Raw genomic sequence first — 20,363 nt, 5'->3', positions numbered from 1 at the left:
GAAAACAGTCCGCATGCCCAGCACAACACCTATTTACGCCACTTCCACTTCCACTGTATGCCGCCGCAGCGTAGCGGCGCTGGCCGTCAGCCAGGCCCTGTGGCTGCTCGCCGCCAGCGGCGCCTCGGCTGCCGCCCCTCTTGCCCAGGCAGCCAATGCGGCGCGCATCGAACTGGCGATACCGGCCGGCACCCTGGAACAGGTGCTGGTGCGCTTCGGCCAGGAGACGGGCACCATGATTTCCTACCAGGCCGTCACCGTGGCGGGCAAGCGCAGCGCCGGACTGACGGGCAGCTACAGCGTGCCCGAGGCGCTGGGCGCCATCGTCGCCGGCTCAGGTCTGCGCGCCGTGCCGCAGGCGAATGGCGGTTATGTGCTCGAAGTGGCGGCGGCCGATGGCGGCCAGACCATGCCCGAGATGAAGGTCAGCGCCAGCTTTGATGCGAACGGCGCGACGGAAGGCAGCGGCTCGTACACGACGCAGAGCATGCGCTCGGCCACGCGCCTGGGCCTGTCCGTGCGCGAGACGCCGCAAGCCGTCAGCGTGGTCACGCGCCAGCAGATGGATGACCAGAACCTGCAAACGGTGGAAGAGGTGCTGCAAAACGCGGCCGGCGTGGCCATCAACCGCTACGACAGCGACCGTACTTCGTTCTTTGCGCGCGGCTTTTCCATCGTCAGCTACCAGTACGACGGCATCCCCACCACGGTCGACAATGCGTTCAGCGTGGGCGACAGCACCCTGGACATGACGGCCTACGACCGGGTCGAGATCGTGCGCGGCGCCACCGGCCTGCTCACGGGCGCGGGCGAGCCGTCGGCCACCATCAACCTGGTACGCAAGCGCGCGTCATCTCGGCAGCTGGCCGGGAATGCGGCCGTGAGCCTGGGTTCCTGGCACAATGCGCGCGCCAGCGCGGACCTCTCCACGCCATTGAGCAGCGATGGCAAGGTGCGTGGGCGCGTCGTCGCCAGTTACCAGGACAGCGAATCGTATGTGAGTCTGTATCACGGCAAGAAGGCCATGGCCTACGCCACCGTGGAAGCGGACCTGGCGCCCGGCAGCGTGCTGATCGCCGGCTATGAATACCAGGACAACCGCCCGCGCGGCGGCATGTATGGCGGCTTGCCGCTGTGGTATGCGGATGGCGAACGGGCCACCTTGCCCCGCTCCGCCACCACGGCGACCGCCTGGAGCCGCTGGTTCAGCACCAGCCAGACGGCTTTTCTGCGCCTGGAGCAAAGCCTGGGTAGCGGCTGGAACCTGACGGCCATGCTGAATCACGGCTGGGGCAATTATTCGGCGGCCGAGCTTTTCGCCAATACCTGGCCGGACAAGGCCACGGGTCAGGGCGTGACGGGCTACACCGGCTTTTACTCGGGCACGCGGCGCCAGGACAGCGTCGACGCCTATGTGCAGGGGCCGCTGCAGCTGCTGGGCCGTACGCACGACCTGGCGTTTGGCGTCTCGGGCAGTAACCAGTTTGCCAGCAATCCGGGCCTGGCCGGCGGCAGCGTCGATTACGGCAATTTCCATCAATGGCAGGGCGTGACGCCGGAACCGGACTGGAACAACCCGAATTTCTCGCGCTGGCAGTTGCTCGACACGGTGCAGCAGCGCGGCATCTACGGCACGGCGCGTTTTTCGCTGGCCGACTCCTTGAAACTGATCGTCGGCGCGCGCTACAGCCGCTACAAGGCGGACCACGTCGATGACTGGGGCGGCAGCTACGCCTACGCCAAGCATGCCGTCACGCCCTACGCGGGGCTGGTGTGGGATATCGACGCGCAGCATGCGCTGTACACCAGCTACAGCAAAATCTTCAAGCCGCAGGGCTACCAGGACCGGTTCGGGCGCTACCTCGATCCCGTGCAGGGCAAGAATCTGGAAGCGGGCGTGAAGGGCGAGTATTTCGGCGGCAAGCTCAATGCGGCGCTGGCCGTGTTCCGCATCGCGCAGGACGGCCTGGCGCAGGAAGACACGGGCCATTTTGTTGGCAACTCGCTGACGCAGGCGTATTACGCGGCAGCCGGTACCACCAGCAAGGGTGTGGAACTGGATGTCTCGGGCGAACTGGCGCAAGGCTGGAACGTATCGGCCAGCGTGTCGCACGCGGCGGCCGAGGACAACGGGGGCGCGCGCTTGAACAGCTATGTGCCGCAAACCCTGGCGCGCGTATTTTCCACGTATCAGCTGCATGGCGACTGGCGGGCGTTATCGCTGGGCGGCGGCGTGAACTGGCAGAGCGGCGCCTACCGCGATGCCAGCGGGCCGAAGGGCATGGAGCGCGTGGAGCAGGGCGGCTATGCCGTGGCCAGCCTGATGGCGAAGTACGCGCTGTCGCGCCAGCTGTCCCTGCAGGCGAACATCAACAACCTGTTCGACAAGCATTACTACAGCCAGCTTGGCATGTACAACCAGGGTTACTGGGGCGCGCCGCGCAACGCCAGCGTCACCCTGCGTTACCTCTTCTGATGTATCAGAATGGCCAGGCCTGTTTGGTCACGGCCACGGCGATGATGTAGGCGAAGACCAGCACGGCGAGCGCGAAAGCGGCGCCGCGCACGGCCGGCGTCTTGCCACGTTTCAGGGCGATGGTGCCCAGCACGATGTAGGCCACCAGCGCGCACAGCTTGGCGGCCAGCCAGGGCTGGCTGCCCGGCGACTGGCCGCTCCACACGGCCAGGGTGATGGCGCTGGCCAGCAGGGCCGTGTCGACCAGGTGCGGCAGGATTTTTACCCAGCGCTGCTGCAAGGCGGGCGAGGAGCGCAGCATCCAGGCGCCGCGCAAGAGGAAAAGAAAGCCGCTGGCGGCGGCGCAAGCCATGTGGAAATGCTTGAGGCTCAGGTAATCCATGCGTGATGTGGTGGGCGTTGATTGACGGTGGCGCCAGCATAGCCGCCTTTGGCGCGCCGCGCCATACGTCGTCGGGATGAGACGCTGCTAACGCAGGAATTTCACGTACACGAGTTCCGGGTCTCCCTCGTCGAGATGCTCGATCTGGCCGCCGCGCACGAAGCCCGCGCTGGCGAACAGCTGTTGCGCTGCCAGGTTGGACTGGTTCGTCGACGTGAAAATTTTCCCTGTCCGGCACGTGTCAGCGGCAGCGGCCAGCAGGCGCAAACCCACGCCGCGCCGCTGCTGGCCGGGAGCGACCACCACCAGCGAGACAAAACCGTAGCCAAAGAAGTCGTCGTGCGTGAGGGCATAGCCGGCCACCTGGCCGGCCCGTATGGCGACCAGGCAGTGCCCCTTGCCGACGGCGGCGCGCACGGCATCGCCCCGGCTGGCATGCGCCTGCGCGTAGGCGTCGCAGGCCAGCATGGCTGCCACATCGCCATACCCGGCCACGCGGGTGACGATTTCATCTGCTTCCGTTCTGTTCTGCATGCCGCTCCTTTTTCTCCAGGCGCCGAGTGTGCCAAAAATGCGTTCGTTTGTAAAACACCCGCCATCCAGGCTAGATCCGCACCGCGCCATCTAGTCACTTTTGCCGATACGGCTATCCAGATTGCCTTTCCAGAATCACCCTGTGACCGATAGTGCCTTTCCCCTCTGCCACGTAAGCTGGTCGGGACGGCTGGCCAGACGGCCAGTGCATTCATGGAGAAACATCGTGGCTACCCTAGATGGCACTAAGAACAACAGTAATAACAAGGCAGTCGAACCCGGCATGCGGCGCAAGCAGTTTTCCGTGTTGGTCAGCAGTACCTTCGCATTTACCATCTGCTTTGCAGTCTGGATGATGTTCGCCGTGCTCGGCATCCCCATCAAGACCAGCCTGGGCTTGACTGAAACACAATTCGGCCTGCTGGCCGCCATGCCCGTGCTGACGGGTTCCCTCGTGCGCGTGCCCCTGGGCATCTGGACGGACAAATACGGCGGACGCCGCGTCTTCTTCTGGCTGATGCTGGCCAGCGTGGTGCCGATCTACCTGATCTCCTACGCCACCGCCTACTGGCATTTCCTCGTGCTGGGCATGTTCGTCGGCCTGGCGGGCGGCTCGTTTTCCGTCGGCACGCCGTACGTGGCACGCTGGTATGAAAAGGAGCGCCGCGGCCTGGCGATGGGCATCTTCGGCGCCGGCAACTCCGGTTCCGCACTGACCAAATTCGTCGCGCCGGGCATCGTCGCCGCCTTCGGCTGGCAGATGCTGCCCAAGGTGTATGCGGTGGCCATGCTGGCCACGGCCATCATCTTCTGGCTGTTTTCGTACACGGACAAATCGCACCTGGCGCCATCGGGCGAAAGTTTTACGGAGCAAATGAAGGTGCTGAAGGATCCGCGCGTGTGGCGCTATTGCCAGTACTACTCGGTGGTGTTCGGCGGCTACGTGGCGCTGGCCCTGTGGATGACGAAGTATTACGTGGCCGAATACGGCTTCGATTTGAAGCACGCGGCGCTGCTGGCCGCCTGCTTCTCGCTGCCGGGCGGCGTGCTGCGCGCGTTTGGCGGCTGGATCTCAGATAAATACGGCGCGGCGAAAGTCACCTGGGCCGTGATGTGGGTGTGCTGGGTGTGCTTCTTCCTGCTGTCGTATCCGCAAACGCAGATGGTGGTGGAAACCGTCACGGGACCGCTGGCTTTCCACATCGGCCTGTCGCCGCTGTGGTTCACCGTGCTGCTGTTCATCGTCGGCATCGCCATGGCCGTGGGCAAGGCATCCGTCTTCAAGTTCATCGGCGATGATTTTTCCGACAATATCGGCGCCGTCTCGGGCGTGGTCGGCCTGGCAGGCGGCCTGGGAGGCTTCATCCTGCCCGTGATGTTCGGCGCCCTGGTGGACCTCACCGGCGTGCGTTCGAGCTCTTTCATGCTCTTGTACGGCACCGTCTGCGTTTCCCTCGTCTGGATGTATTTCTCGTTCAAGCCGCTACGCGCGGCGACTATCCCTCAACCTGCAGGAGTTAAAGCATGAGCCGCTACATGATCAATACGTGGGAGCCGGAAACCCCGAGCTTCTGGCAAAACACGGGCAAGGCCACGGCCGCGCGCAATCTGTGGATTTCGATTCCCGCGCTGCTGCTGGCATTCGCCGTGTGGATGGTGTGGAGCGTGGTGGTGGTCAACCTGCCCAACATCGGTTTTACTTACAGTAACAACCAGCTGTTCTGGCTGACTGCCTTGCCGGGCCTGTCCGGCGCCACCTTGCGCATCTTTTATTCGTTCATGGTGCCGATCTTCGGCGGGCGCCGCTGGACGGCCATTTCCACCGGTTCCCTGCTGATTCCCGCCATCGGCATCGGCCTGGCCGTGCAGGACGTGAACACGGGCTACCCGACCATGCTGATCCTGGCGCTGTTGTGCGGCTTCGGTGGCGGCAATTTCGCCTCGTCGATGGCCAACATCAGCTTTTTCTATCCGAAGGCGAGCAAGGGCTTCGCGCTGGGCATGAATGCGGGCCTGGGCAACCTGGGCGTGTCCGTGGTGCAGTTCGTCGTGCCGCTGGTGATCACGTTTGCCGTCTTCGGCGCCTGGGGCGGCGATTCGCTCACCTGGGTGAAAAATGGCGTGAGCAAGGACATGTGGCTGCAAAACGCGGGCTTCATCTGGGTGCCGTTCATCGCGCTGTCCACCTTGCTGGCCTGGTTCGGCATGAATGACCTGGCGTCGGCGAAAGCCTCGTTTTCCGAGCAGGCCGTGATCTTCAAGCGCAAGCACAACTGGCTCATGTGCTGGCTGTACACGGGCACCTTCGGCTCCTTCATCGGTTATTCGGCCGCGTTTCCGCTGCTGATCAAGATCCAGTTCCCCGACGTGAACCCGCTCGATTACGCCTTCCTCGGCCCCCTGGTTGGCGCGCTGGCGCGCGTGGCCGGCGGCGTGATTTCCGATAAACTGGGCGGCGCCAGAGTCACCCTGTGGTCCTTCCTCTTGATGATAGGCGCCGTGCTGGGCGTGCTGTACTTCATGCCGCAAGGTGGCACTGGTGGCAGTTTCAACGGCTTTTTCTGGATGTTCATGCTGCTGTTCGCCGGCACGGGCATCGGCAATGCATCGACCTTCCGCATGATTCCCGTGATCTTCCTGACGGAACACCAGCGTGCTGCCGCCGGCAAGGGCAAGGCGGTGCAGGAGCAAGCGATCGTCGACGCCAACAAGGAAGGCGCCGCCGTCCTGGGCTTTACCTCGGCCGTGGCCGCGTATGGCGCCTTCTTCATCCCGAAAAGCTATGGCACCTCGATTGCGCTGACGGGCAGCCCCGACGCGGCCCTGTGGTGCTTCATCGGCTTTTATGTCAGCTGCATCGCGATCACCTGGTGGTGCTATGCGCGCAAGAACGCGGCTATGCCTTGCTAGTTAGCGTCAGAACGCCTGGCAAGTCCTGCTTGCCGGGCGCTGTATAAAGTATTCGAGGTAGTCATGGAAGAACTGGAAAAATTCGTCAACGGCTTCAGCCTGTTTCAGCAGCAGTACTTCAGCGAGCCGCAAACCTTGTACGATAGCCTGCGCGACGGGCAGCGGCCCTCGACCTTGCTGATTGGCTGCTGCGATTCGCGCGTCGATCCCATGCTGCTGACGGGCAGCGACCCGGGCGACATGTTCGTCGTGCGCAATATCGCCAACCTGGTGCCGCCCTGTACCCCGGACGCGCCGCCCGGCGTCAGCTCGGCCATCGAGTTCGCCGTCTGCAAGCTGGAAGTGGCCAGGGTCATCGTGCTTGGCCATGCGCGCTGCGGCGGCATCCGCGCGCTGCTGGAACCGCAGCCGCGCGCGGAAGGGCAGGAAACGGACTTCGTGGGGCAGTGGATGCGCATTGCCGAACCGGTGGCGCAGCGCGTGCGGCGCGAGCTGGCGCACCGCTCGTCGGCGGAACAGCACCACGCGTGCGAACTGGCCAGCATATTGCAGTCGCTCGATAACCTGCTCACCTACCCGTGGCTGAAGCGCCGGGTGGAGCAGGGACTATTGAAATTGCATGGATGGTATTTCGATATCGACAGCGGGGCGCTGATGGCGTATTCCGCGCGCCAGCAGCAGTTTCTGCCGCTGGTCTGTCCCATCGAGCGGGCGCGTCATTTGCACGAGCGCCCTTGGCCGGACTCAGCTAAAACGTAACAAATCCCCGCTGCGGTCAAACGCCAGCAGGCTGTCGATGCGGCCTTGCTCGATGGCCGTCACCATGGCGCGCAGGGGTGCTTCGCATTCCTGCGCCGCCGGTGGCTGGCCCTCGCGACCCGCCAGTCCCGCCACGAAGACCACGTCCCAGTGCGTCTGCATCTGTTTCGACTCCTCCTTCAATGTCTCGAAGCTGTCCAGTTCCTCGGGCAGCTTGTCGGCGCACATCACGGGCGTGAGGGATTTTCCCTGGCCGCCAGGCTGGGCCTGCGCCTGGGTAAAGGTGAACAGCAGGCGTTGCGGCTGCTCCTGGTTGCGGGCGCTGCGCAGCAGGCTGGCGTAATCGGTAATCGGCATGATGCTCTTTCTCTGTGTTGAACGATGACGACAGGTATACCGCAGCTCCGTCGCGCCGCCCATAGGCAATAGTGACTATCCGCCTATGCATTCCTGGTGCCGGAAACCGACTTCTTGCCAATACCGCCGGGCGCGGCGCATCGATAGACTGTTTGTATCGACGCTTGAGCCATCCTGCTTGCAGCGTTTTTTAAGACCTGGCGTCGCTGCCTGCGGCGCAATGTGGAGGTAGCATGAGTCACTTTCTGGACCGCCTGAAATTTTTTAGCAAGCCCGCCGAGCCGTTTTCAAACGGCCATGGCACCGTGGTCGATGAAGACCGTACCTGGGAAAACGCCTACCGCCAGCGCTGGCAGCACGACAAGATCGTGCGCTCCACGCATGGCGTGAACTGTACCGGTTCATGCAGCTGGAAGGTGTACGTCAAGAATGGCCTGATCACCTGGGAAACCCAGCAAACCGATTACCCGCGCACGCGGCCCGACCTGCCCAACCACGAACCGCGCGGCTGCCCGCGCGGCGCCAGCTATTCCTGGTACGTGTATTCGGCCCAGCGCGTGAAATACCCGATGGTGCGCGGCCGCCTGATGGAAATGTGGCGCGAAGCACGCAAGACCATGGACCCCGTCACGGCCTGGGACTGGATCAGCCAGGACCCCGTGCGCTCGCAGCAGTACAAATCCATCCGTGGCCTGGGCGGCTTCGTGCGCGCCACGTGGGACGAATCGAATGAAATCATCGCCGCCGCGAATGCGCTGACGATCAAGAAATACGGCCCGGACCGCGTCGTCGGCTTCTCGCCGATTCCCGCCATGTCCATGGTCAGCTATGCCTCCGGCACGCGCTACCTGTCCCTGATCGGCGGCGTGGCCCTGAGCTTCTACGACTGGTACTGCGACTTGCCGCCGGCCAGCCCGCAAGTGTGGGGCGAGCAGACGGACGTGCCGGAATCGGCCGACTGGTACAACTCGACCTATCTGATGGTGTGGGGCTCGAACGTGCCGATGACGCGCACGCCGGACGCCCACTTCTACACGGAAGTGCGCTACAAGGGCACGAAAACCGTGGCCATCTCTCCCGACTATGGCGAAATGGTGAAGTTCGGCGACATCTGGCTGGCGCCGAAGCAGGGCACGGACGCCGCGCTGGCACTGGCCATGGGCCACGTCATCCTCAAGGAATTCCACTCGGAAGGGCAGAGCGCCTACTTCCGCGACTACGCACGCCAGTACACGGACTTCCCCATGCTGGTGCTGCTCAAGGAGCATAACGGTACCCTCGTGCCCGACTACTTCCTGCGCGCTTCGCACCTGGACAACAACCTCGACGAAACCAACAATCCGGAATGGAAAACCCTCGTCATCGACGAAACCACGGGCGCCATTACCGCGCCGGCCGGCTCCATCGGCTTCCGCTGGGGCGAGTCGGGCAAGTGGAATCTTGAACAGAAGGCAGGCGGCAGCGGCGAACCCATCGTGCCGATGCTCTCCATGATCAACGACAGCGACGCCGTCACGGAAGTGGGCTTCGCCTACTTCGGCGGCAAGGACGCGTCCGACATGCTGCTGCGCAAGGTGCCGGTGAAAACCATCCGCCTGGCCGACGGCACGACGGGCCTCGTCACCACCGTGTTCGACCTGACCCTGGCCAACTACGGCATCGACCGTGGCCTCGGCGGCGCCAATGTCGCGGAAAGCTATGACGATGACGTGCCGTACACCCCCGCATGGCAAGAGAAGCACACGGGCGTGAAACGCGCCGACGTGATCACCGTGGCGCGCCAGTTCGCAGAGAACGCGGACCAGACGCGCGGCAAGAGCATGGTCATCGTGGGCGCCGGCCTGAATCACTGGTACCACATGGACATGACCTATCGCGGCATCATCAACATGCTGATGATGTGCGGCTGTATCGGCCAGTCCGGCGGCGGCTGGGCCCATTACGTGGGCCAGGAAAAACTGCGTCCGCAAACGGGCTGGACGCCTTTGGCTTTCGCCCAGGACTGGGTACGTCCGATGCGCCAGATGAACGGCACCTCGTTCTTCTATGCCCACACGAGCCAATGGCGCCACGAAAAGCTGGAAACGGGCGACATCGCCTCGCCATCGGCGGCCGGCGGCACGGGCGACCTGACCCTGCTCGACTACAACGCCAAGGCGGAACGCATGGGCTGGCTGCCATCGGCGCCGCAGCTGCAAACCAATCCGCTGGAAGTGGCCAAGGCCGCCAAGGCGGCAGGGCAGGCACCGGCCGCGTATGCGCTCGACCAGATCAAGGCGGGCCAGCTGCAGTTCTCGTGCGACGATCCGGACAACCCGGCCAACTTCCCGCGCAATATGTTTGTCTGGCGCTCGAATATCCTCGGCAGCTCGGGCAAGGGCCACGAGTACTTCCTGAAATACCTGCTCGGTACGCAGAATGGCTTGCTCAGCGACGAAGACGATTGCATCACGCCGAAGCAGGTGAAAGTGCGCCCGGCCGCCGAAGGCAAGCTCGATCTGCTGGTGGTGCTGGACTTCCGCATGTCGACCACCTGTTTGTATGGCGACGTGGTGCTGCCGACGGCCACCTGGTATGAAAAAGACGATCTGAATACGTCGGACATGCATCCGTTCATCCACCCGCTGTCCGAAGCCGTGCAGCCGCTGTGGCAATCGAAGTCGGACTGGGAAATCTACAAAGGGCTGGCCGAGAAATTCTCGGAAATCGGCGGCGAGCTGCTGGGCACCCAGCAAGACATCATCCTCACGCCGCTGATGCACGACACGCCTGGTGAACTGGGCCAGCCTTTCGATCCCAAGGACTGGCGCGCCGGCGAATGCGACGCCATTCCCGGCAAGACCATGCCGAACATGACGGTGGTCGAGCGCAATTACCGCGACGTGTACAAGAAGTTCACCTCGATCGGCCCGCTGCTGGAAAGCATAGGCAACGGCGGCAAGGGTATTTCGTGGAAAACGGGGCATGAAGTCGAGGTCCTGCGCGGCATCAACCGCACGGTGCTGGAAGAAGGCGTGTCGAAGGGCCAGCCGCGCCTCGATACGGCCATCGATGCGGCCGAGATGATTCTGTCGCTGGCGCCGGAAACGAATGGCCACGTGGCCGTGAAAGCCTGGGCCGCGCTGTCCGCCATCACGGGACGCGAGCATACGCATCTGGCGCTGCCGCGCGAGCATGACAGCATCCGCTTCCGCGACGTGCAGGCGCAGCCGCGCAAGATCATTTCCTCGCCCACCTGGTCTGGCCTGGAAAGCGAAGAAGTCAGCTACACGGCCGGCTATACGAATGTGCATGAACTGATCCCTTGGCGCACCTTGACGGGCCGCCAGCAGTTTTACCAGGATCATTTATGGATGCGCGATTTCGGCGAGGGACTGTGCGTGTACAAGCCGGCCATCAACACGAAAACGACGGAAGCGCTGCTGGGCACCAAGCCGAACGGCAACAAGGAACTGGCGCTGAACTTCCTCACACCGCACCAGAAGTGGGGCATCCACTCCACGTATTCGGACAACCTGCGCATGCTGACCCTGTCGCGTGGCGGACCGCACGTGTGGCTGTCGGAGACGGACGCGCAGACGGCCGGCATCGTCGACAACGACTGGATCGAAGTCTTCAACGTGAATGGCAGCCTGACGGCGCGTGCCATCGTCAGTCAGCGCATCCCGGCCGGCATGACGATGATGTATCACGCCCAGGAAAAGATCATCAACGTGCCTGGCGCGGAGATGACGGGCAAGCGGGGCGGCATCCATAACTCGGTGACGCGGGCCGTGCCCAAGCCGACGCACATGATCGGCGGCTACGCCCAGCTGGCGTACGGCTTCAATTACTACGGCACGGTGGGCTCCAACCGCGATGAATTCGTATTGGTGCGCAAGATGAACAAGGTCGACTGGCTCGAAGGCCCGTTGCAGGAAGAAGGAGCATAGTATGAAAATCAGAGCGCAAATCGGCATGGTGCTGAACCTGGACAAGTGCATCGGCTGCCACACCTGTTCCGTCACCTGCAAGAACGTATGGACCAGCCGTGACGGCGTCGAGTACGCATGGTTCAACAACGTGGAAACCAAGCCGGGCATCGGCTATCCGAAGCAGTGGGAAAACCAGGACAAGTGGAATGGCGGCTGGCGCCGCACGGATGCGGGCAAGATCGAGCCGCGCCAGGGCAGCCGTTTGAAAATCCTGGCGAATATCTTCGCCAACCCGAACCTGCCCGCCATCGACGAGTACTACGAGCCGTTCACCTACGACTATGAGCACCTGCAAAGCGCGCCGCTGTCGCAGACGCCGCCGACGGCCCGTCCGATCTCCGTGCTGACGGGGAAAAAGATGGAGAAAATCGAGTGGGGTCCGAACTGGGAAGATGACCTGGGCGGCGAGTTTGCCCAGCGCAGCAAGGATAAACTGTTCGACAACATGCAAAAGGAGATGTACGGCACCTTCGAAAACACCTTCATGATGTACCTGCCGCGCCTGTGCGAGCATTGCCTCAATCCGACGTGCGTGGCGTCTTGCCCGTCCGGCTCCGTGTACAAGCGCGAAGACGACGGCATCGTGCTGATCGACCAGGACAAGTGCCGCGGCTGGCGCATGTGCATCTCCGGTTGCCCGTACAAGAAGATTTACTACAATTGGTCCTCCGGCAAGGCGGAGAAGTGCACGTTCTGCTTCCCCCGCATCGAAGCGGGCCAGCCTACCGTGTGCTCGGAAACGTGCGTGGGCCGCATCCGCTACCTGGGCGTGCTGCTGTACGACGCCGACAAGATCGAGGCTGCCGCCTCCGTGCCGCAAGAGCAGGACCTGTACCAGGCGCAGCTCGACCTGTTCCTCGACCCGCACGACCCGGCCATCATCGCCGAGGCGCGCCGCCAGGGCATTCCCGATCTGTGGCTGGAAGCGGCCGTCAAGTCGCCCGTCTACAAGATGGCCGTCGAGTGGAAAGTGGCGTTCCCGCTGCATCCCGAATACCGCACCTTGCCGATGGTGTGGTACGTGCCACCGCTGTCGCCGATCCAGGCGGCCGCCGAATCGGGCAAGCTGGGCGTGAACGGTATGCTGCCGGACACCCAAAGCTTGCGCATTCCGGTGCAGTACCTGGCCAATTTGCTGACGGCCGGCGACCAGCCGCCCATCGTCACGGCCCTGGACCGCATGCTGGCCATGCGTGCCTACATGCGCAGCAAGACCGTCGAGAAGGTGGAAAACCTCACGGTCCTCAAGCAAGTGGGCCTGAGCAAGGCGCAGGTGGAGGACATGTACCACATCATGGCCATCGCCAATTACGAAGACCGCTTCGTCATCCCCAGCAGCCACAAGGAAATGGCCGAGGACAGCTTCAACGAGAAGGGTTCGTGCGGCTTCAGCTTCGGCAACGGCTGCTCGGACGGCACCAGCGAGCCGACCTTGTTCGGCAAGAAAAAACACGGTTCGGCCATCTTCATGCAGATGCCGAAGTCGCGCAAAACGGCGCCAGGCGCTTAAGGAGCTGATATGGAACACGCTATGCATCACTACCAAATCCTCTCGCGCCTGCTGCTGTATCCGGAGCCCGAGCTGATCGCCCACCTGCCGCAACTGGAGGCCGCGCTGGCGGCGGTGCCGGAACAGCACGCGCTGCTGCGGCCCTTGCTGGCGCACCTGGAAAGCAGCAGCCTGATCGACCTGCAGCAGCAGTACGTGGCCACGTTCGACCGCAATCCGTCGCACTCGCTGCATCTGTTCGAGCATATCCACGGCGAATCGCGTGACAGGGGCCAGGCCATGGTCGACCTGATGGAGGAATACAAGCGCCACGGCCTGCAAATGGTGGGCGACGACTTGCCCGACTTCGTGCCGCTGTTCCTGGAGTTTCTGGCGCAGCTCGACGAGGCAGTCTCGGCGCCGCTGCTGGGCGACGCCGTCCACGTGCTGGCGCACATCGGCCGCAAGCTGACGGCCAACGGCAGCCCGTATGCGCCCGTCTTCACTGTGCTCGAACGCCTGAGCCCCGTGGCGGCAGAAATGCTGGCCGAACCGCCGGTGCGCGACATGGATGAAGCGCTGGAAACCTTCGGTCCCGGTGCGGACGGCGTCGAGCCCTTGCTGCGCCAAGGTCCGGGCCAAGTTCCGGGCGGCGTCCATCCCGTGCATTTTCACCCGCAGCCGCGGCGCGCTGCTTAATTGGCCGCTTGCGCCCGCATGAGGAGAGTACATCATGAGTAATTATTTGCATCAATTTGTGTATGGCATTTATCCATACATCGCGCTGGCCATCTTTTTCCTCGGTAGCCTGATCCGTTTCGACCGCGAGCAATACACGTGGAAGTCCGATTCCAGCCAGCTGCTGCACCGCGGCAGCCTGCGCCTGGGCAATATCCTGTTCCACATCGGCATCATCGGCCTGCTGTTCGGCCATGCGGCCGGCTTGCTGACCCCTGTCTGGGTATGGGATACCCTGGGCGTGTCGCATAGCCTGAAGCAGGGCGTGGCCATGGCGGCCGGCGGCGTGATGGGCGGCCTGTGCCTGGTCGGCATACTGATCCTGCTGGCGCGCCGCTTCGGCAATGAACGGCTACGCGCCGTCACCACGGCCGGCGACAAGCTGGTGATGGTGTGGATCTTGCTGACCTTGCTGCTGGGCCTGTCGTCGATCTTTGTCTCGGCGTCGCACATGGATGGCCACATGATGGTCTTGCTGATGAACTGGGCGCAGCACATCGTGACCTTCCGCGGCGACGCCGCCAGCTTCATCGTCGATGCGCCGCTGGTGTTCAAGCTGCACCTGTTCATGGGCATGTCGCTGTTCGTCATCTTCCCGTTCACCCGCCTGGTGCACGTGTGGAGCGGCTTCGGCGCCGTGGCATATCTCGGCCGCGCCTATCAACTGGTTCGTCGCCGCTAAGAAAGGAGTCACATCATGGGAATCTCCGTCAATGGCATCGATATCGACGATGCCGACATCGCGCAGGAGCTGCCGCATCACGACGGCGCCGGCAATCCGCTGAAACAGGCCGTGCATGAACTGGTGCTGCGCCGGCTCCTGCTCGACGAAGCCGAACGCCTCGGCGTGCAGGGTGGCAGTACTGACGACCGCATCGAAGCGCTGTTCGCGCAGGAAGTGCGCGTGCCGCCCGCCGACGATGCGGCTTGCCGCACCTTTTATGCGCAGCGCCCACAGCTGTTCAGTAGTGGGGCGCTGGTCGAGGCGCGCCACATCCTGTTCCAGGTGACGCCCGAGGCGCCTTTGGCACTGCTGCGCACGACGGCGCAAGCCGTGCTCGATGCCCTGAAACTGGCACCCGAGCGCTTCGGCGAACTTGCGGCGCAGTATTCGAACTGCCCGTCCGGCGCCCTGGGGGGCAACCTGGGCCAGTTGTCGCCGGGCCAGAGCGTGCCGGAATTCGACGCGTTGCTGTTCCGCCTGGAAGAGGGCGCGCTGGCCGGCCATTTGCTGGAAACGCGCTTCGGCTACCACATCGTGCAAGTACTGCGCCGGGTCGAAGGCCAGGCCATCGCCTATGAGGCGGTGCAGGCGCAGATCGCCGACCGCCTGTCGCGCGCCGCGTGGCAACGCGCCGTGCACCAGTACCTGCACTTGCTGGTGGGGCGCGCCGAGATCGCCGGTGTCGAGTTGGAAGGCACGGCCAGTCCGCTGGTTCAGTAGGCTGAAAGGCGTAGTCCGAAAGGCGTAGGCCGCTAGGCCTTCTGGGGCACAGCCAGATCGTGCCCCAGCCTTTACAATCAAGAAAGAAACAGGAGTAGCGTCATGGGGTGCGTCAAGTTGCAGGACCGTTTTGGCCGTTCGATCGATTATGTGCGGCTGTCCGTTACCGACCGTTGCGATTTGCGCTGCAGTTACTGCATGCCCAAGGGCTTTCGCGGCTTCGAGGAACCGAAGGACTGGCTGACGTTCGACGAGATCGAGCGCCTGCTGGGCATCTTCGTTCGCCTCGGCACGCGCCGCGTGCGCCTGACGGGCGGCGAGCCCCTGTTGCGGCGCAACCTGCCGGAACTGGCGCGCAAGCTGACGGCGCTGCCTGGCCTGCAGGACCTGTCGCTGTCGACGAATGCCACCCAATTGGGCAAGCATGCCGTGGCCTTGCGCGCGGCGGGCGTGGACCGCATCAACGTCAGCCTCGATTCGTTGGACCGCGCCTGCATGCAGCAGATCACGGGGCGCGACAGCCTGCAGCCGATTCTCGATGGCCTGATGGCGGGCAAGGCGGCCGGTTTCGACCCGATCAAGATCAATATGGTGGCCATGCGCGGCGTCAATGACGGCCAGATCGAGGCCATGGCGGCGTTCTGCATCGAGCAGCAGTTCATCCTGCGCCTGATCGAAGCCATGCCGATGGGCAGCACGGGCCGCAATGCCAGCTACATGCCGCTCGGTCCCGTGCGCGAGCGCCTGGCGGCACGTTTTGGCCTGGTGCCGCAGGCAACGGAGCTCGGTGGCGGGCCGGCGCGCTACCTGGCGACAGCCGACGGTCGCTCGAGCATCGGTTTTATCACGCCCATGTCGCAGCATTTTTGCGCCACTTGCAACCGCGTGCGCCTGTCCGTCGATGGTACCCTGTACTTATGCCTGGGCCAGGAAGAGAAATTCGCCCTCGGCCCCATGCTGCGCGGCGGGGCCACGGATGCGGAGATCGAAGCGGCGATCCGCGCCGCCATCGAACTCAAGCCGCAGCAGCATGATTTCAATACGCAGCCCGATAAAATCATCAGGTTCATGGCACAAACCGGCGGCTAGGATGGACACCTGGCCAAACCTACTGCGCGTCGCGCTTTGCGGCCGGCGATGCTCACCGTACTAGAGTACGGTTGCGCTTCTCGGCCACAAATCACTGCCGCTCGCTACGGTTTTGCCAGGTGTCGTGGCGCTTGGGGTGCGCTTGTTAAAGCAAAAGGAACTATGAAATTCAAGGCGATGTTTTCCTCCTGGCAGAAGCTGTCGACCAAGATCGTCGGCGCGCTGCTGCTCATGCTGGTGCTTGCCCTGAGCGCCATCGGCTGCACCCTGTTTTTGTCGTGGCAGCTCGAAGGCAGTTCGGCCGCCATCAACGAGACGGGCCGGCTGCGCATGCAGACCTATCGCCTGACCCTCCTGCTTGCCAGCGACGCCGGCGAGCAGGCGCGCCAGCAAGTGCTGCTGATCGACGAGACCCTGGCCAAGATCGGCCACGGCGACCCGCAGCGTCCCCTGTTCCTGCCTCCCAGCACGGCCATCAAATCCGAATTCGAGCGCATCGGCACTGCCTGGCGCGGCGCTTTGCGTCCGGCCGCGCTGGCCGCCGATTCCACCGCGCGCGCGCGCCAGTTCGAGCATGACGCCGATACCTTCGTGGGACAGGTCGATCAATTGGTGCGCCTGATCGAGCACGATAGCGAACAGCGCACCTTCTGGCTGCGCGCTTCGCAGCTGATCCTCGTCGGCATGGCCGTCATCGGCACGGTCAGCATGATTTACCTGATGTTCATGCTCATCATCGAACCCGTGACGCGGCTGCGCCTGGGCATGCAGCGCATGAAGGAACGCGATTTCAGCGTGCGCCTGGCCGTCGAAAGCAATGACGAATTCGGCCAGCTGGCCAGTGGCTTCAACCAGATGGCCGACCGCCTGCAGGCGCTGTATGGCAACCTGGAAGAGGGCGTGCGCAGCAAGACGGCGACCCTCGAGTACCGCAACCGCGAACTGGCGCTGCTGTACGAAAGCGCCGCCTTTCTGCAGCGCCCGCAGCCCCTGGAAGACATTTGCGGCGGCTTCATGCAGCGCATCGTCGATTATTTCGAGGCCGACGGCTCCACCGTGCGCGTGCTCGACGCCGAGCGCGGCAACCTGCACATGGTGGTGCATACGGGCCTGTCCGAAGAACTGGTGGCGTCCGAGCATTGCCTGAAGGTGGGCGACTGCCTGTGCGGCACGGCCGTCGAGATGAAGGTGGCGAAGGTGCACGACATGCGCCGCATCGACAAGGCGCACGAGCTGCGCTGCCACCGCGAAGGCTTTGCCACCGTCTCCGTCTTCCATATCCATGCGCACGAACAGCACCTGGGTTTTTTCAACCTGCATTTCCGCCATGCGCGCGTGTTTTCCGCGCGCGAGCTGGCTTTGCTGGAAACGCTGGGCCAGCTGCTGGGCATCGCGCTGGAAAACCTGCGCCTGGCCGCGCGCGAGCGCGAAATGGCCATTTCCGAAGAGCGCAACCTGGTGGCGCAAGGCCTGCACGACAGCATCGCGCAAAGCCTCAATTTCCTCAACCTGCAAGTGCAGATGCTCGACGACTCCGTACGCAACGCCCGTTTCGACGAGGTGACGGGCATCGTGCCGGCCCTGCATGCGGGTGTGAAGGAAAGCTACGAGGACGTGCGCGAACTGCTGGCCAACTTCCGCAGTCGCCTGATGGAGGACGATTTGATCGGCTCCCTGCGCGCGGCGGTGGACAAATTCCGCCGCCAGACGGGCATCGAGGCCGATCTGCTGGCCGACGTCGATGGCGCGCCATTCCCCCGCGAGCAGCAATTGCAGTTATTATTCATCGTGCAGGAAGCGCTGTCGAACATCCGCAAGCACGCCCAGGCCAGCCACGTCGAAGTGCGCCTCGCCGATCACCAGGATTTTACGCTGACGATCAGCGACAATGGCGTCGGCTTCGACGCCGCCGCCGTGCTGGAAAAGGGCGACAGCCATGTCGGCATCCATATCATGCGCGAGCGCGCGCAGCGCATCGACGCCACGTTTGACGTGCATGCCTGTCCCGGCGGCGGCACGACCGTCGAACTGCATCTGTCGCGCGAGCAGCGCCGCGCCGCCTAAGTAACTATCAGAAAGTACAAAAAAATGGAGACTCCCGATAAGCCGATCACCGTCATGCTGGTGGACGACCACGCGCTGTTCCGCAGCGGCATACGCTCGCTGCTGCAGCGGCACACGGATTTTTCCGTCGTGGGCGAGGCGGCCGATGGCGTGGAAGGCATCAAGCGCGCCATCCAGCTGCAACCCGATGTGGTGCTGCTGGACCTGAACATGGCTGGCATGTCCGGCGTGGAAGCGCTGCAACTGATGCAGCACGACTGTCCCGACACGGCCATCGTCATGCTGACCGTGTCGGAAGACGCGGAAGACCTGGCGACGGCCCTGCGCGCGGGCGCCTGCGGTTACCTGATCAAGAATATCGATGCCGACTACCTGGTGCGTGCCATCCGCCGCGCGGCCGCCGGCGAAGTCGTCATCGCAGAAGCCATGACGGGCAAGCTGGTGGCGCAGCTGCAGGCGGGCACGCGGCGCGAGGAACCCGTGTCGGAGCTCGACAAGCTCACGCCGCGCGAAAAGGAAATCATCGACTGCCTGTCGCGCGGCGAGAGCAACAAGGGCATCGCCCGCACTCTCGACCTGGCGGAAAGCACGGTCAAGATCCACGTGCAGAACGTGCTGAAAAAACTCAACCTCACCAGCCGCGTGCAGGCGGCCGTGTACGCGGTCGAGCACCGCCAGGGCAAGTAGCCTGCGCTGCCGGCTAGTCACTGCAGACTAGCCGGCTAGTCCTTTTGCCGATGGCGACATCTGCGCTTTTAAAGTAGTATATTGAATATATCTTTAGACGCGAGCCCATCATGGCCATCACCCCGATCAGCGAACCATCTTCTTCCGCCGCCGCCCCTGGCGCGGCGCCCTGGCATGCCCGCCACGCCGTCTGGCAACTGGGTTTCCGCCCGTTTTACCTGCTGGCGGCCGTGTTCGCGGCCCTCGGCATTCCCCTGTGGCTGGCCAGCTATGCGGGCTGGCTGGCGGGTGGCCTGAACGTGGGGCTGGGCTGGCATATGCATGAAATGGTGTTCGGCTTCGCGCTGGCCGTCGTCGTCGGTTTCCTGTACACGGCGGGGCGCAACTGGACGGGCTTGCCCACGCCGCACGGCGCGCAGCTGATGGCGCTGGTGGCGTTGTGGCTGGCCGGGCGCGTGGCCATGCTGTGCGGCCCCGGCCTGTTGCCGGCGCTGGTCGACTGGCTGTTCCTGCCGCTGGCCGCCTGGCCCCTGTACCTGGTGCTGCGCCGCTCGGGCAATACGCGCAATCTGTTCCTCGTCGGCTTGCTGGCCTTGCTGGCACTGGCCAATGGCCTGTTCCACGCGGCCGTGCTGGGCTGGCTGCCGCTGTCATTGTTTGTGCCCGTGCAGGCGGCCATCTTCATCATCGTGCTGATCGAATCGGTGATCGGCGCGCGCGTGATCCCCATGTTCACCCGCAATGGGGCACCTGGCAGCACGCCCGTGGCCAGTCCAAAGCGCGCGCTGGTGGCCGTGGCCTGCATGGCGGCGGCCGCCATCGCGTGGCTGGCCGGCGCGCCAGCCTGGCTGACGGCGCCGCTGGCCCTGTCGGCAAGTGGCGTGTCGCTGGCCAATCTGCTGGCCTGGCAGCCGCAGCGCACGCTGCGCGTGCCGCTGCTGTGGATATTGCACCTGTCGTATGCGTGGATAGGCATCGGCTTTGCGCTGCTGGCGGCCGCCAGCTTGGGTCTGCTGCCGGCCAGCGCCGCATTTCACGCGCTGACGGTGGGTTCGATGGCGGGCCTGATCATCGGTATGATGACGCGCACCACCCTGGGCCACACGGGCCGACCGCTCACGGGCGGCAGGGCGGAGGCGGCGATGTACTGGCTGATCCAGCTGGGCGCGCTGGCACGCCTGCTGGCCGCCGTCGGTCCTGTCGCGCTGGCCATGCCGCTGCTGCTGGCGGCTGGCGCCTGCTGGTCGCTGGCCTTTGGCCTGTATGCGTGCGTGTATGCGCCGTATCTGTGGCGCGCCAGGGTGGATGGGCGCGAAGGCTAAGCCGTCAGAAAGGGCGCCAGGCCAGCAGTTTCTTGAATTCCGGCGTCCAGTAGGACAGCGATTCGCCCACGACGAATAGCAGCGTGCCCAGCATGATGGCCTTCAGCAGCAAATCCCTGCACCAGATCATAGTGTTCC

At 63.8% G+C, this 20,363-nt stretch carries 17 protein-coding genes; 13 read left to right on the top strand and 4 right to left on the bottom strand.

The features are described from left to right. Positions 1-13: 13 nt before the first annotated feature. Entirely contained in the window at positions 14-2,476 is a 2,463-nt protein-coding gene (locus SJI03_RS10445) for a TonB-dependent siderophore receptor (protein WP_322427121.1), read from the top strand. Positions 2,477-2,480: 4 nt separating this feature from the next. Here the strand turns inward: SJI03_RS10445 and SJI03_RS10440 are convergent, their stop codons facing one another. Together SJI03_RS10440 and SJI03_RS10435 are read right to left on the bottom strand one after the other, a co-directional pair. Next, on the bottom strand, positions 2,481-2,858 hold the full coding sequence (locus SJI03_RS10440) for a SirB2 family protein (protein ID WP_322427120.1): 378 nt from the start codon (positions 2,856-2,858) through the stop codon (positions 2,481-2,483). A gap of 87 nt (positions 2,859-2,945) precedes the next feature. Then, a complete protein-coding gene (locus SJI03_RS10435; protein WP_322427119.1) occupies positions 2,946-3,392 on the bottom strand; it encodes a GNAT family N-acetyltransferase in 447 nt (148 codons plus the stop codon). Between the two features lie 283 nt (positions 3,393-3,675). Here SJI03_RS10435 and SJI03_RS10430 point away from each other — a divergent pair, with 283 nt between their 5' ends. The 3 genes from SJI03_RS10430 (at position 3,676) to SJI03_RS10420 (ending at position 7,061) form a co-directional block, all read left to right on the top strand. After that, positions 3,676-4,920, top strand: a complete 1,245-nt coding sequence (locus tag SJI03_RS10430) for a nitrate/nitrite transporter (RefSeq protein WP_322427334.1) — start codon at positions 3,676-3,678, stop codon at positions 4,918-4,920. After that, positions 4,917-6,302 carry a NarK family nitrate/nitrite MFS transporter gene (locus SJI03_RS10425; protein WP_099376995.1) on the top strand — a complete coding sequence of 462 codons (1,386 nt, stop codon included), beginning with the start codon at positions 4,917-4,919 and terminating at the stop codon, positions 6,300-6,302. Before SJI03_RS10430 ends, SJI03_RS10425 begins: the two co-directional genes overlap by 4 nt. A 63-nt stretch (positions 6,303-6,365) precedes the next feature. Then, entirely contained in the window at positions 6,366-7,061 is a 696-nt protein-coding gene (locus SJI03_RS10420; RefSeq protein ID WP_077403725.1) for a carbonic anhydrase, read from the top strand. Here SJI03_RS10420 and SJI03_RS10415 read toward each other — a convergent pair. Then, positions 7,047-7,418 (bottom strand): ribonucleotide reductase subunit alpha, encoded by a 372-nt coding sequence (locus tag SJI03_RS10415; RefSeq protein ID WP_099376993.1) that lies wholly within the window; start codon positions 7,416-7,418, stop codon positions 7,047-7,049. The two genes, SJI03_RS10420 and SJI03_RS10415, sit on opposite strands and share 15 nt — an antisense overlap. Before the next feature lie 233 nt (positions 7,419-7,651). On the opposite strand from SJI03_RS10415, the gene SJI03_RS10410 reads away from it, so the two are divergent. The 9 genes from SJI03_RS10410 (at position 7,652) to SJI03_RS10370 (ending at position 20,225) form a co-directional block, all read left to right on the top strand. After that, positions 7,652-11,350, top strand: coding sequence for a nitrate reductase subunit alpha (locus SJI03_RS10410; protein WP_322427118.1), 3,699 nt, complete (start codon positions 7,652-7,654; stop codon positions 11,348-11,350). A gap of 1 nt (position 11,351) precedes the next feature. Next, complete coding sequence (gene narH / locus SJI03_RS10405; protein WP_034751243.1) at positions 11,352-12,902, top strand: nitrate reductase subunit beta; 1,551 nt, start codon at positions 11,352-11,354, stop codon at positions 12,900-12,902. Between the two features lie 9 nt (positions 12,903-12,911). Further along, complete coding sequence (gene narJ / locus SJI03_RS10400) at positions 12,912-13,580, top strand: nitrate reductase molybdenum cofactor assembly chaperone (RefSeq protein WP_322427117.1); 669 nt, start codon at positions 12,912-12,914, stop codon at positions 13,578-13,580. Positions 13,581-13,614: 34 nt separating this feature from the next. Next, a complete protein-coding gene (gene narI / locus SJI03_RS10395; RefSeq protein WP_099376990.1) occupies positions 13,615-14,301 on the top strand; it encodes a respiratory nitrate reductase subunit gamma in 687 nt (228 codons plus the stop codon). Between the two features lie 15 nt (positions 14,302-14,316). Further along, entirely contained in the window at positions 14,317-15,063 is a 747-nt protein-coding gene (locus SJI03_RS10390; RefSeq protein ID WP_322427116.1) for a peptidylprolyl isomerase, read from the top strand. A 102-nt stretch (positions 15,064-15,165) separates the two neighbouring features. Beyond that, on the top strand, positions 15,166-16,152 hold the full coding sequence (gene moaA / locus SJI03_RS10385; protein WP_322427115.1) for a GTP 3',8-cyclase MoaA: 987 nt from the start codon (positions 15,166-15,168) through the stop codon (positions 16,150-16,152). A gap of 162 nt (positions 16,153-16,314) precedes the next feature. Next, positions 16,315-18,216 (top strand): type IV pili methyl-accepting chemotaxis transducer N-terminal domain-containing protein, encoded by a 1,902-nt coding sequence (locus tag SJI03_RS10380; protein ID WP_322427114.1) that lies wholly within the window; start codon positions 16,315-16,317, stop codon positions 18,214-18,216. A 24-nt stretch (positions 18,217-18,240) separates the two neighbouring features. Then, positions 18,241-18,903 carry a response regulator gene (locus SJI03_RS10375; protein ID WP_034781594.1) on the top strand — a complete coding sequence of 221 codons (663 nt, stop codon included), beginning with the start codon at positions 18,241-18,243 and terminating at the stop codon, positions 18,901-18,903. 110 nt (positions 18,904-19,013) lie between these two features. Further along, positions 19,014-20,225 carry an NnrS family protein gene (locus SJI03_RS10370; RefSeq protein ID WP_322427113.1) on the top strand — a complete coding sequence of 404 codons (1,212 nt, stop codon included), beginning with the start codon at positions 19,014-19,016 and terminating at the stop codon, positions 20,223-20,225. 4 nt (positions 20,226-20,229) lie between these two features. Here the strand turns inward: SJI03_RS10370 and SJI03_RS10365 are convergent, their stop codons facing one another. Further along, positions 20,230-20,355 (bottom strand): hypothetical protein, encoded by a 126-nt coding sequence (locus SJI03_RS10365; RefSeq protein ID WP_267891631.1) that lies wholly within the window; start codon positions 20,353-20,355, stop codon positions 20,230-20,232. Positions 20,356-20,363: the final 8 nt, after the last annotated feature.

The organism is Janthinobacterium sp. GMG1, assembly GCF_034427795.1.
Classification (GTDB): domain Bacteria; phylum Pseudomonadota; class Gammaproteobacteria; order Burkholderiales; family Burkholderiaceae_D; genus Janthinobacterium.
Note: the sequence above shows the minus strand (reverse complement) of the source record. Positions and strands in the feature narration are given on the sequence as shown.